The sequence below is a fragment of the Streptomyces sp. NPDC093260 genome (genome assembly GCF_040683715.1).
GTDB lineage: Bacteria > Actinomycetota > Actinomycetes > Streptomycetales > Streptomycetaceae > Streptomyces > Streptomyces sennicomposti.
On record NZ_JBFBEK010000007.1, the window covers coordinates 1 to 11,754 of the forward strand.

Consider the following 11,754-nt stretch of genomic DNA (forward strand, 5'->3'; position numbering starts at 1 on the left):
CGCGTCCCGGCCCCCCAGCCCCCCCCTCTGCGCCGCGCCCCCCGCGCCCGCGCGCCGGGGCGCCCCGGGCTGCGCGCGCCCCCCGGCCGCCGGGACCGCCGGGACCGCCGGGTCGCGGGGGCCTTCGGCCCGGCGGGCACCGCCGTACCCGCCGCAGCGCCGGCCCGGCGCTCACGGCCGGGGCGGGCCGCCCCGGCTCGATCAGTACGCGCTGTAGACGTTGTCGATCGAGCCGTACCGCGCCGCCGCGTAGTTGCACGCGGCCGTGATGTTGGCGACCGGGTCGTAGATGTCGAACGACGTGCCGGCCACGTGGTACGTGTTGAACGTCGGCTGGATGACCTGGAGCAGGCCCTTGGACGGGATGCCCTTGGCCGCGTTGGAGTCCCACAGGTTGATGGCCAGCGGATTGCCGGACGACTCGCGCATGATGTTGCGGTGGATGCCGTTGTAGGAACCCGGGATGCCCTTCTCCGCCATGATCGCGAGCGACTCTCGGATCCAGCCGTCGAGGTTGTTCGGGTACGAGACCGAGCTCACGGCCTTGGTGGTGGCCGGGGCCGCGGAGGCGGTGCCCGCACCGATCAGCGGGACGGCGAGCACGGCGGCGCCGGTGCCGGTCGCGGCGAGGGCGCGCAGGACACGGGCGGTGCGGGTACGACGGTGACCGTTCGTGGTCATGGGGGACTTCCTCTCCGTCGCCTGCGAGGTGAGCTGTCGGGTTCGGGCGGGGAGGTGCCCGGCCGCGCCCCGAAGGGCGCGGCTTCACCCCGAGCCGTTCCGGAGCGGCGTACGACGTACGACGCTCCGGCCCGGCGACTTACCTGGGTCCCCCGCTCCTGCCGTGGCTGTCGGTTCGTCGGATTCGGGCGGCGGCAGGATTCGGCGTTCCGCCCGACGGCCCGGAACGTATGCGAGAGCACATGTCCAGAACAAGTGCCGAAACCACACCTCGCCCTAATTGACCTTGGTCTGGGGTGTTTGGGATGCTTGATCCTTTGCATTTGCCAAGACTCAACTGGCCTGTCGGGAACGGAAAAGCAGGGAGCTGCGGCAGGCTCGGCGCCGACCCTGGGAAGTGACCCAACTCACGGTTTGCCTACTGTGGGCAATAACGGCTAAGTGGAACAGGGGTGGCAATACGGTTAAATCGGTCTATAGGTGTGCGCATGTGAGGGTCGTCACGTCAGGTGACGCCTTGGCCCTGGCGTACGTGTGTATCTGTGGGCAGGTGTGCGAGGGAGGGTGGCCACGCGAGGGGAGGAGCAAGTCGCTGTATATCTGTTCATACGTGGCGATCGGATGTATATCGGGCGTGACCCGATACCGCCTGGCCTGTATCGGTGGGCGCTAGCGGTGATCGAAACCTGACCGGATACGCTGACTTGAGTGATGGCAGCGACCTATCGACAAACCGTGTAATCGCCAGCAGACACCAGCAGACAGGAGACACCTCGTGACCGTCGTCGGGCCATTCGGGCTGAGCGTGCGGGACCAGGCTGTCGAAGCCGATGTCCAGGCCGGGTTGGCGGCTGTCGAGGAAGGGTTGCTCGAAGCCACCAAGAGCGAGGTCCCCTTCATCACCGAGGCCGCGCAGCACCTCGTCAAGGCGGGCGGGAAGCGGTTCCGGCCCCTGCTCGTGATGCTCGCGGCGCAGTTCGGCGATCCGTACGCGCCGGGGATCGTGCCCTCGGCCGTGGTCGTGGAGCTGACCCATCTGGCGACGCTGTACCACGACGACGTGATGGACGAGGCCGCGGTGCGCCGCGGGGTCGCCAGCGCGAACACCCGCTGGGGCAACTCCGTCGCCGTGCTGACCGGCGACTTCCTGTTCGCCCGCGCCTCCCAGATCCTCGCGGACCTCGGTCCCGAGGCGGTCCGCGTGCAGGCGCTGGCGTTCGAACGGCTGGTCACCGGGCAGATCCTGGAGACCGCCGGCCCGCAGGACGGCCGCGACCCCGTCGACCACTACCTCGACGTGCTGGGCGGCAAGACGGGCTCGCTCGTGGCCGTCTCCTGCCGGTTCGGGGCGATGATGTCCGGCGCCGAGGAGACGGTCGTGGACGTGCTGACGCAGTACGGCGAGCGGCTGGGCGTCGCCTTCCAGCTCGCCGACGACGTCCTCGACATCGCCTCCGACTCGCACGAGTCCGGCAAGACGCCCGGCACCGACCTGCGCGAGGGCATCGCGACGCTGCCCGTGCTGCGGCTGCGCGAGCGCGCGGCGCGACTCGGGCTGCCCGAGGACGTCGCCCTGTGCGAACTGCTCGACTCCGACCTCAGCGACGACGCCCGGCACGCCGAGGCGCTGGCCGCGCTGCGGGCCCACCCGGCCCTGGAGCAGGCCCGCCGCGACACCGTGCGCTACGCCGAGGAGGCGCGCGCGGCACTGGCCCCGCTGCGGGAGTGCGACGCCAAGGCGGCCCTGCTCCAGCTGTGCGACGCGGTCGTCCACCGCGCCGGCTGAGCCGCCTCACCCCTCGCGCCCGCACCCCGTCCGCGCACGCCCGCACGTCGTCACCCGCGTCCGCGCCCGTCACTGGCGTCCGTACCTCGTCACCCGCGTCCGCACCCCGGCCGAGCCGTGGTCGCCGCCCGATCCCCTAGGGGACGGGCCGGCGCGGCCCGTGGTTGTCATACCGCAGGCGTAGGCGCAGTTGCCTCCGCGGGCTGACGCTTCGTCGCCGCCGATTTGGTCAGATGGAACCACGGACCACACCACTCCTCACCGATTCGGGTGAGAATGGCGGCTCGGGGTGGGAGCAGTGCAGACGGGCAGCCGCCGCCGACGACGGAGGTAAGGCAGACATGGCACCGTACGAATCCGACGGCAGCAGGAGCGCCGAGGAGGCCGAGGAGCGGCACTCGGCGCGGCGCAAGGCCGCGCGCTACGTCGTTCCGGTCGCGGTGGTGGGGGTGGCGGCGGCGACCATCGGGCTCGTCCCGGCGCTCGCCGACTCCGGCGACCCCGACCTGCCGAAGATCACCGCGCAGCAACTCGTCCAGAAGATCGCCGAGTCGGACGTGCAGCAGCTGTCCGGCACCGTGAAGATCACCACCGACCTCGGGCTGCCGGACCTCGGCGGCCTGGCGAGCGGACTCGCCTCCGGCGCGGCCGGGAAGGGCTCGGGATCGTCCGCCGACCCGTCCGCCAAGCTGACCGAACTGGCCTCCGGCACCCACACCCTGCGCGTGGCCGCCGACGGGCCGGACCGGCAGAGGGTCTCGCTGATCGAGAGCGCCGCCGAGTACAGCCTGATCCACGACGGCAAGGACGTCTGGGGTTACGACAGCAAGTCCGACGAGGTCTACCACGGCACCGCCGGCCAGGCCGGCAAGGACGGCGAGAAGGGCCGCGCCGGGACGCCCGCCACGCCCCGGGACTTCGCCGAGGAGGCCCTGAAGGCGGCCGACGACACCACCTCGGTGACGGTCGACGGCACCGCCCAGGTGGCCGGCCGCGACGCCTACAAGCTGGTCGTCAAGCCCAAGCACGCCTCCGGTACCACGGTCGGCGTGATCAGCATCGCGGTGGACGCCAAGACGGGGATGCCGCTGAAGTTCACGCTCACCCCGGCGAGCGGTGGCGCCGCCGTCGTGGACGTCGGCTTCACCCAGGTCGGCTTCGCGAAGCCGGCCGCCAGCACCTTCGACTTCACCCCGCCCAAGGGCGCGAAGGTCACCGAGGACAAGGGCGCCGCGGCCCGGGAGCACGCCTCGGACGCGCCGCACGAGGGCATCGCCCCGGGTGCGGGCCTGCTCGGGGGCGGCGAGGGCGCGAAGGTCGTCGGCAAGGGCTGGAACTCGATCGCCACCTTCGCCACCGGCGAGAAGGGCGGCGTCCCGTCGCCCTCCGGCAAGGGCGACGTGGGCGGCTTCCTCGGCTCGCTCGGCGACCACGTGTCCGGAAAATTCGGCAAGGGCACGGTCTTCTCCACCCGCCTGATCAACGCCCTGATCACCGACGACGGCAAGGTCTACGTCGGCGCGGTCACCAAGGACGCCCTGGTGAAGGCGGCCGACGCCGGCAAGTGACCCGGCCACGGCCAGCCCGGTGGCCCGGCCACGGCCAGCCCGGTGGCCCGGCCGGGGCCGGGCCACCGGCCCGACCGAATCGAGGAAGCCGATGGACGAGCCGAGGGACGAGTCGGTCGACGGCGACGGGGCCGCCCCGCCGCAGGCGCCCCCGCCCGCCCCGCGCGACACGGGCGCGGGCGGGGACGGGGACGCCGACGGCGTCATCCGCACCCGTGCGCTGACCAAGCGCTACCGCGGCGGGCAGCTCGCCGTGGACGGTCTCGACCTGACCGTCCCGGCGGGCAGCGTCTTCGGCTTCCTCGGCCCGAACGGCTCGGGCAAGACCACCACCATCCGCATGCTGTTGGGGCTCGTCGAGCCCACCTCCGGCACGGCGCGGGTGCTCGGGCGGTCCATGCCCCGCCACGCCCGCACCGTGCTCCCGCAGGTCGGCGCGCTCATCGAGGGCCCGGCGCTGTACGGATTCCTCTCCGGCCGCGACAACCTGCTGCGCCAGGACGCCGCCGACCCGACCGCCGACCCCCGCACCCGGCGCTCCCGGGTCGCCGCCGCGCTGGACCGGGTGGGCCTGACGGCCGCCGCCGGGAAGAAGGCCAGTGCCTACTCCCTCGGCATGAAGCAGCGCCTGGGGCTGGCCGCCGCCCTGCTCCGGCCGCGCCGGCTGCTCGTCCTGGACGAGCCGACCAACGGCCTCGACCCGCAGGGCATGCGCGAGATCCGCACCCTGGTCCGCGAGCTGGCCTCCGACGGCACGACCGTCTTCCTCTCCTCCCATCTGCTGGACGAGATCGAGCAGGTGTGCACGCACGCCGCGGTCATGGCGCGTGGCCGACTCCTCACCCAGGGCCCGGTCGCCGACCTGGCCGCCGGGGCGCGCGGCCGCCTCGTGGTCACCACTCCCGATCCGGCGCAGGCGGCCCGGGTGCTGCGGGAACAGGGCGTGGGCGACGTCGTGGCCGACGGCGGCCGGGTGACCGGCGAACCGCCGGAGCGTGACCTCGCCGACGTGAACGCGGCGCTGGTCACGGCGGGCGTCCGCGTCCGCGGCTTCGGGATCGAACGGCCCTCGCTGGAGGACGCGTTCGTGGCGCTCACCGGGGAGGGATTCGATGTCGCGGGCTGAACCGACGGCTTCGGCAGGGACGACGGCCACGACCGGGACGACAGGGAGGGCGACGGGGGCGAACGCGCCGGACGGCACCGGCGTGCGGGGCGCGCGGCCGCTGTGGACCCTCGGGCTGCTGCGCAGCGAGCTGCTGACCACCTTCCGGCGCTGGCGCACCCTCGCGCTGCTCGCCGTGCTGGCCGCCGTACCGGTCCTGGTCGGAGTGGCCGTGCGGATCGAGACGGGCGGCGACGCGGGGCCGCACGGCGGCGGGGGCGGCGAGGGACCCGCGTTCATCGCGCAGATCACCCACAACGGGCTGTTCCTGGTGTTCACCGCGCTGGCCGCGACCCTGCCCGTGTTCCTGCCGCTGGCCGTGGGCGTGGTCGCGGGCGACACGATCGCCGGCGAGGCGAGCGCGGGCACCCTGCGCTATCTGCTCGTCGCCCCGTCCGGCCGCACCCGGCTGCTGCTCACCAAGTACGCCACGGTGACGGCCTTCTGTCTCGCCGCCACCTTCGTCGTCGCCGTCTCGGCGCTCGTCGTGGGCGCGCTGCTCTTCCCGCTCGGCGATCTGACGACCATCTCCGGCACCCGGATCGGCTTCGGGGAGGGGCTGGCGCGGGCCCTGCTGATCGCCCTCGTCGTCGCCGCGTCGCTGCTGGGCCTCGCGGCCCTCGGTCTGTTCGTCTCGACGCTGACGAACAGCGGCATCGCGGCCATGGCGACGACCGTCGGCCTGGTGATCACGGCACAGATCCTCGACCAGATCCCGCAGTTGCACGCGATCCAGCCCTACCTCTTCCCGCACTACTGGCTGTCCTTCGCCGACCTCATGCGCGAGCCCGTCTACTGGGACGGTCTGGTGAAGAACCTGGAACTCCAGGCCCTGTACGCGGCGGTCTTCGGCTCGGCGGCCTGGGCCCGGTTCACCACGAAGGACATCACGGCGTAGCCGGGGCCGCCGGTGGAGCACGGACCCGGCGTCACCGGCTCCCGAAGGCAGGGCGCGCGCCGGCCCCGGGAGCGCGGCACGCGCCGAAACCCCCGACGGCCCGGCGCGGGAACACGCGCCGACGCCCCCTCAGACCCGTGGCACCGCCGCGCCGGTGAGACGGGCCAGCGGCTCGGCCTCGCGCGGCGGGCGGCCGCTCAGGTCGCCGAGACGCCAGTCGGGCACCCACGGCACCCGGTAGACGTCGATGGCGGCCTCCAGCGGCCGTACCCGCTGGGCGAGCGGTCGCGGCAGCCGCCCGGGCGCGTCCGCCACCAGCACCACGGCGTCCAGGTCCAGCCCGGCCGGCGCCTCACCGCGGCGAAACGTTTCCACGGCCATGGCCACGGCCGTCAGCCCGGCCGCGTGGGTCCGCGCGACCAGCAGCACCGAGCGCGGCGCGCCGGGCCCGGGCCACTCGCGCCCGCAGTCGTGGCCGCCGTAGACCGCGGCGAGCGTGGTGGTGCCGGCGCCGCCGTGCGTGGCCACCCAGGAGTACCGCCGGGGCAGCGCGGCCGGCATCCCCGCGGGCATGGCGGCGCCCTGAGCGGGCACACGGTCGGGTGCGCCGGTGACGGCGCCGGCCGCGGCCCCGGTGCCGGGGCCGGCGACCGCGTGGGCGTGCGGGGCGGTCACCGGCCCGCGGATCCATATCTCCGGTCCCTGCCGCACGCCGCTTCGCATGCCCGTTCTCCACCTCGTCGTCTCGATGTTCGTCGCGCTCGGAGCGTTACCCCGGTCACGGGGGCGCGGTTCCTGGTGCGAGTCTGTGACGTCGCGGTGACCTGGGAAGCGCAGGCGAGCGGAGAGACTCGACAGTACGCGCAGGGCCGGATGGCTCGCATCCGAGTGAGGAAGACGATGTCTCGACTGAGCCGCGAGAAGAAGCGGGAAGACAAGCGCGCCGCACGCGCGGCCGCGCCCGTGCAGGCGCCGGTCGCCGTGCACGTGCCCGCGACCGGAGCCGCCTCCGGCGCCGGGACCGCGGACGGGACCGGCACTCCGGCCTGGGCCTCGGTCGACGGCGTACGGATCCAGTCGGCCCCCGGCGAGGAGATCCAGCAGGCCGTGCTGAACCACCTGCACCGCCTCGCCCTCGCCGCCGGCCGTCCCGTCCTCGCCACGGTCACCGACGAACGCATCGGCTACGTCGTCCCCCTCCAGGTCAGCGGCGACGGCTCCAGCGCCTTCACGGCCGAACCCCTGCGCACGGGCCCGGCGGACCCGGCCGGCCCCGCCGCGCGTCCGGCCGGGACCGTACGCCTGCGCAAGCCGTCCCCGGACGCGCCGCACCGGCACCGGCAGGACGGGCCGTCGTACGAGGACCGGGCCACGCACGTGCTGCGGCGGGTGCCGCAGCCGGCCCGGGAGCCCGAGCCGCCGTTCGGGCCGGGCGCGGCCCCGGCGGCGCGGCCCGACGGCGAGCCCGGCGGCCCGGCCGCCGACGCCGCGCCCGCCGCCCCGGCCGACGATGCGTTCCCCGGTGCGGCCACCGCTCCGCTCGGGCGGTTCGGCCCGCCGCCGGTGATGGACGCCGGGTCGGCCGGCCCGGGCCGAGCCCCCGCAACCGCGCGCACCCCGAAGGCCCCCGCCGTCTCGGAGCCCGCCGCCCTCCCCGGCGCCCGGCCGGCCGGTCCCGCGAAGGCGCTCGTCGACCCGGAGGCCTATCTCGACCTCGACCCCGACAACAAGCCCGCCCCGCCCCGCGGCTTCGACGCGGTGGCCGAGGCGGTGCTCGGCGACGACCCGAGGGACGCGGGCGGCCCGAGCGGCGTCGTGCTGCTCGCCGAACCGCTGGAGCGGGTCAACGAGGCGGTCCGGGCCGGCCGTATCGAGGAGGCCGCGGCCCTCGCCCCGGCCGCCGTCGCGGAGGCCTCCGGCACGCTCGGCCCGGACCACCCCGAGGTGCTGCGGCTGCGCGAACTGTCGGCGTACGTCGCCTATCTGGCCGGCGACCCGCTGCACGCCTTCCGGCTCTCGCTCGACCTGGCCGGCGCCCACCGCCGCGCGGGCGACGCCGAGGGCGCCTACGGCGACGTCCTGAGCGCGGCCACGGCCTGGCGCGCGATCCGCGAACCCGAGCAGGGCCTCGGCCTCGGCCGCGAACTGATCGGGCTGTGGACCGAACTCGCCGCGGCGGGCGGCCCGGCCGCCGAGGACGCGGACGAACTGGAGTCCGCCCGCGCCCGCATGGACCGCCTCACCGAACGCGCCCGCAGGCAGGCGACCGGACCGCAGGACTGACCGGCCCCCCGAGGACAGGCCGGCGGCCCGCAGGACTGACCCCGCCTCCGCAGGAGCCGCGCCCCGGGGGAGTCGCCTCCCGTGGAGCCGTCCCCGCAGGAGCCGCGTCTCCGCCTCACTGCACGCAGAACTGGTTGCCCTCCGGGTCCGTCAGCACCGTCCACTCCCCGGCGGGTTCCTTCACGTGCCGCAGCACGCTCGCCCCGAGCGCCTCCAGCCGCTCCACCTCCTGCGCGCGCCGGCCCTCGCCGGGATGCAGGTCGAGGTGGAGCCGGTTCTTGCCGGACTTCGGCTCCGGCACCCGCTGGAACAGCAGCCGCCGTCCCAGCCCCGTGCCCCGCTCCAGGTCGTACGGGTCGTCGGGATGCCGTACGCCGATCAGGTCCCGGAAGGCCGGGCGGCCGTGGAACTCGACGGTGGCCTCGCCCGGCAGCGCGCCGAGTTCCAGCAGCCGCTCGATGAACGCGCTGTTGTCCTCGACCTCGTAGTGCAGCGCGGCGGCCCAGAAGTCGGCCTGTGCGTGCGGGTCGGCGGAGTCGATGACGAGCTTCCAGTGCACCGGTGCGGGGGCGTCGGGCGTCGCGGGCGTCTGTGTCATGCAGCCCTTTATAGTGCCGCGCCGCGCACTCCCGCCGCTTGTTCACCCACGGAGGCCGACCGCGTCGGCGGGACGGGAGGACGGTGCGGGCGCACCGCCCGCGCGAACGGACACGCCCGAGGCGGCTACGCCTCCACGGGATCGGTGCTCGACCGGGGACCGTCCGCCGCCCCGGTCCCGGCGGAACCGGCCGTACCGGCCAGGGCCCCGGCGGCCCCGAGGGCCCGCGCCCTGGTCACCGCCTCCGCCCTGAGGCGGGCCGAGCGGCGGGCCGTGCGCAGGCCGTCCCAGGTCAGCATCGACAGCGCCAGCCAGACCAGGGCGAAGCCCGCCCACCGCGCAGGCGGCATCGACTCGTGGAAGTAGACGACGCCGAGCACGAACTGGAAGACCGGGGCGAGGTACTGGAGCAGCCCCAGCGTGGACAGCGGCACCCGGATCGCGGCCGCGCCGAAGCAGACCAGCGGCAGCGCGGTGACCACTCCGGTGGAGGCGAGCAGCGCCGCGTGCCCGGCGCCCTCGCCCGCGAACGTCGCCTCGCCGTGCGCGCCCAGCCACAGCAGATAGCCGAGCGCGGGCAGGAACTGCACCGCCGTCTCGGCGGCCAGCGACTCGACGCCGCCCAGGTTGACCTTCTTCTTCACCAGACCGTACGTGGCGAAGGAGAAGGCGAGGCACAGGGAGATCCACGGCGGCTGCCCGTAGCCGACGGCCAGGACCAGCACGGAGGCCGCGCCGGTGGCGACCGCAGCCCACTGCACGGGCCGCAGCCGCTCCTTCAGGATCAGCACGCCCATCGCTATGGTGACCAGCGGGTTGATGAAGTAGCCGAGGGACGCCTCGACCACGTGGCCGCTGTTGACGGCCCAGATGTAGACGCCCCAGTTGACGGTGATCACCGCGGCGGCGACCACGATCATGGCCAGCCTGCGCGGCTGGCGCAGCAGTTCCCCGGCCCAAGCCCAGCGCCGGACGGCGAGCAGAGCCACGATCACGAAGGCGAGCGACCACACCATCCGGTGGGCGAGGATCTCCGCCGCGCCGGCCGGCTTGAGCAGCGGCCAGAACAGGGGCACCAGGCCCCACATCCCGTAGGCCGCGAAACCGTTCAGCAGTCCTGTGCGCTTCTCGCCGCTCCGCTTGTCGGTCACGGCCCCTCCTTCTCGCCCGCTGTGCGTACAGCAAGCAAGAAGGTAGCGCCGGACGCCCCCGTCTGTCATGCCCGTATCGTCATACGGTCATGACAGGCGGGGGTCGTGGGACTCCGGCGTCCGGCCGCGGCCGCTCAGCCCTTGAGGCCCGCGGCGATCGCGTCGGCCAGGGGAGTGGTGGGACGGCCGATCAGCCGGGACAGGTCGCCGCCGTCCACCACCAGTTCGCCCTTCTCGATGGAGGCGTCCACGCCCGCGATGATCGCGGCCACCGGCTCGGGCAGCCCGGCGCCGACGAGGATCCCCTGGAACTCCTCGACGCTCACCTGCCGATAGGCGATCTCCTTGCCGGTCTGCCGGCTCAGCTCGGCGGCGAACTCGGTGAAGTCCCAGGCCACGTCACCGCCCAGCTCGTACGTCCGGTTCTCGTGGCCCTCGCCGGTGAGCACCGCGACGGCCGCAGCGGCGTAGTCGGCGCGCGAGGCGGAGGACAGCCGGCCGGCGCCCGCGGCGTGCACGACCGCGTTGTGCTCCAGCACCGGGGCGAGGCTCTCGGTGTAGTTCTCGTGGTACCAGCCGTTGCGCAGCAGCGTGTACGGCAGCCCGGAGGCGAGCAGCACCTCCTCGGTGCCTCGGTGGTCGTCGGCGAGAGCGGCCTTCAGGGAGCCGGGGGCGCTGGTGTAGGCGAGCAGGGCGACGCCGGCCGCCTTGGCGGCGTCGATGACGACCCGGTGCTGCTGGACGCGGCCCTTGTCGAACTCGTTGCCCGAGATCAGCAGCACCTTGTCACCGGCCGCGAACACGCCGTCGTAGGTCTCGGGCGCGTTGTAGTCGGCGACCGCGATGCGCACCCCGCGCTCGGCGAGGTCGGCGGCCTTCTCCGGGGTGCGGACCACGGCGGTGACCTGGTCGGCCGGAACCTTCTCCAGCAGCTGCTCCACGACGAGGCGGCCGAGGTGCCCGGTGGCCCCGGTGACGACGATGCTCATGAGGTGAATCTCCTTGTGGGTGGCTTCTGACACTCACCCTAGGAGGTGCACTAACTGTTCGTAAGTACCCACTTTGAAGTAAGGTACGTGCATGACGGTGAGCATGCGGGAGACGGCGAGCACGGGGAAGACGGCGGAAGCCGCGCGCAGGGACGCCGATCCGGTGGCCGTGTGCCCGCACCGGCTGGTCCTGGAGCACGTCACCAGCCGCTGGGGCGTGCTCGCGTTGATCGAACTGCTGGAGCGCCCGCACCGCTTCAGCGAGCTGCGCCGCGCCATCGGCAAGGTGAGCGGGAGGCCGGTCAGCGAGAAGATGCTGACCCAGACGCTCCAGACCCTGGAGCGCGACGGCCTGGTCCACCGGGACGCCAAGCCCGTGATCCCGCCGCGCGTCGACTACTCCCTCACCGACCTCGGCCGCGAGGCCGCCGAACAGGTCCGCACCCTGGCCCGCTGGACCGAGCACCGCATGGCGGACGTCGAACGCGCCCGCCGGGCGTACGACGAGGCCCGGGCCGCGAATTCGTCTCGCGGCCCGGGCCTCGTGAACCGCGTCCAGCGGTGAGCCGTACACACCGGTGACCCGTACCGACCGGTGAGCCGTACGCACCGGTGAGTTGCCGCACCGGTGCGCC

General features: G+C 73.9%; 11 protein-coding genes and 1 riboswitch. Of the genes, 6 read left to right on the forward strand and 5 right to left on the reverse strand.

Annotated elements, in window-relative coordinates; translation table 11 throughout:
* Window positions 1-201 precede the first annotated feature (201 nt).
* Window positions 202-681, reverse strand: coding sequence for a transglycosylase SLT domain-containing protein (locus tag AB0N63_RS10880; protein ID WP_365527067.1), 480 nt, complete (start codon window positions 679-681; stop codon window positions 202-204).
* A gap of 5 nt (window positions 682-686) precedes the next feature.
* Window positions 687-882, reverse strand: a riboswitch (cyclic di-AMP (ydaO/yuaA leader).
* Between the two features lie 574 nt (window positions 883-1,456).
* On the opposite strand from AB0N63_RS10880, the gene AB0N63_RS10885 reads away from it, so the two are divergent.
* The 4 genes from AB0N63_RS10885 (at window position 1,457) to AB0N63_RS10900 (ending at window position 6,098) form a co-directional block, all read left to right on the forward strand.
* Window positions 1,457-2,467 (forward strand): polyprenyl synthetase family protein, encoded by a 1,011-nt coding sequence (locus AB0N63_RS10885; RefSeq protein WP_365527069.1) that lies wholly within the window; start codon window positions 1,457-1,459, stop codon window positions 2,465-2,467.
* Between the two features lie 341 nt (window positions 2,468-2,808).
* Complete coding sequence (locus tag AB0N63_RS10890; protein ID WP_365527071.1) at window positions 2,809-4,035, forward strand: DUF2092 domain-containing protein; 1,227 nt, start codon at window positions 2,809-2,811, stop codon at window positions 4,033-4,035.
* Between the two features lie 91 nt (window positions 4,036-4,126).
* Window positions 4,127-5,161 (forward strand): ABC transporter ATP-binding protein, encoded by a 1,035-nt coding sequence (locus tag AB0N63_RS10895; protein WP_365527073.1) that lies wholly within the window; start codon window positions 4,127-4,129, stop codon window positions 5,159-5,161.
* Window positions 5,148-6,098 (forward strand): ABC transporter permease, encoded by a 951-nt coding sequence (locus AB0N63_RS10900; protein ID WP_365527076.1) that lies wholly within the window; start codon window positions 5,148-5,150, stop codon window positions 6,096-6,098. The genes AB0N63_RS10895 and AB0N63_RS10900 overlap by 14 nt, the downstream gene beginning before the upstream one ends.
* A gap of 129 nt (window positions 6,099-6,227) precedes the next feature.
* Here AB0N63_RS10900 and AB0N63_RS10905 read toward each other — a convergent pair whose 3' ends face one another.
* Window positions 6,228-6,821 carry a hypothetical protein gene (locus AB0N63_RS10905; RefSeq protein ID WP_365527078.1) on the reverse strand — a complete coding sequence of 198 codons (594 nt, stop codon included), beginning with the start codon at window positions 6,819-6,821 and terminating at the stop codon, window positions 6,228-6,230.
* A 177-nt stretch (window positions 6,822-6,998) separates the two neighbouring features.
* On the opposite strand from AB0N63_RS10905, the gene AB0N63_RS10910 reads away from it, so the two are divergent.
* Window positions 6,999-8,381, forward strand: coding sequence for a tetratricopeptide repeat protein (locus tag AB0N63_RS10910; protein ID WP_365527080.1), 1,383 nt, complete (start codon window positions 6,999-7,001; stop codon window positions 8,379-8,381).
* Between the two features lie 115 nt (window positions 8,382-8,496).
* Here AB0N63_RS10910 and AB0N63_RS10915 read toward each other — a convergent pair whose 3' ends face one another.
* From AB0N63_RS10915 to AB0N63_RS10925, 3 genes are all read right to left on the reverse strand, one after another.
* Window positions 8,497-8,979 (reverse strand): VOC family protein, encoded by a 483-nt coding sequence (locus AB0N63_RS10915; protein ID WP_365527083.1) that lies wholly within the window; start codon window positions 8,977-8,979, stop codon window positions 8,497-8,499.
* Window positions 8,980-9,104: 125 nt separating this feature from the next.
* Window positions 9,105-10,130 (reverse strand): EamA family transporter RarD, encoded by a 1,026-nt coding sequence (gene rarD, locus AB0N63_RS10920; RefSeq protein WP_365527086.1) that lies wholly within the window; start codon window positions 10,128-10,130, stop codon window positions 9,105-9,107.
* Window positions 10,131-10,264: 134 nt separating this feature from the next.
* A complete protein-coding gene (locus AB0N63_RS10925) occupies window positions 10,265-11,119 on the reverse strand; it encodes an SDR family oxidoreductase (RefSeq protein WP_365527089.1) in 855 nt (284 codons plus the stop codon).
* Window positions 11,120-11,210: 91 nt separating this feature from the next.
* On the opposite strand from AB0N63_RS10925, the gene AB0N63_RS10930 reads away from it, so the two are divergent.
* The gene (locus tag AB0N63_RS10930) at window positions 11,211-11,684 is read left to right on the forward strand and encodes a helix-turn-helix domain-containing protein (protein ID WP_365527091.1); all 474 of its coding nucleotides are present in this window, start codon (window positions 11,211-11,213) and stop codon (window positions 11,682-11,684) included.
* The last annotated feature ends 70 nt before the right edge of the window (window positions 11,685-11,754 follow it).

Excerpts from the sequence above, each read along its gene's own strand:
- AB0N63_RS10880 (WP_365527067.1), bottom strand. The coding sequence starts at position 681 with ATGACCACGAACGGTCACCGTCGTACCCGCACCGCCCGTGTCCTGCGC.
- AB0N63_RS10890 (WP_365527071.1), top strand. The coding sequence starts at position 2,809 with ATGGCACCGTACGAATCCGACGGCAGCAGGAGCGCCGAGGAGGCCGAG.
- AB0N63_RS10895 (WP_365527073.1), top strand. The coding sequence starts at position 4,127 with ATGGACGAGCCGAGGGACGAGTCGGTCGACGGCGACGGGGCCGCCCCG.
- AB0N63_RS10900 (WP_365527076.1), top strand. The coding sequence starts at position 5,148 with ATGTCGCGGGCTGAACCGACGGCTTCGGCAGGGACGACGGCCACGACC.
- AB0N63_RS10905 (WP_365527078.1), bottom strand. The coding sequence starts at position 6,821 with ATGCGAAGCGGCGTGCGGCAGGGACCGGAGATATGGATCCGCGGGCCG.
- AB0N63_RS10910 (WP_365527080.1), top strand. The coding sequence starts at position 6,999 with ATGTCTCGACTGAGCCGCGAGAAGAAGCGGGAAGACAAGCGCGCCGCA.
- AB0N63_RS10915 (WP_365527083.1), bottom strand. The coding sequence starts at position 8,979 with ATGACACAGACGCCCGCGACGCCCGACGCCCCCGCACCGGTGCACTGG.
- AB0N63_RS10925 (WP_365527089.1), bottom strand. The coding sequence starts at position 11,119 with ATGAGCATCGTCGTCACCGGGGCCACCGGGCACCTCGGCCGCCTCGTC.
- AB0N63_RS10930 (WP_365527091.1), top strand. The coding sequence starts at position 11,211 with ATGACGGTGAGCATGCGGGAGACGGCGAGCACGGGGAAGACGGCGGAA.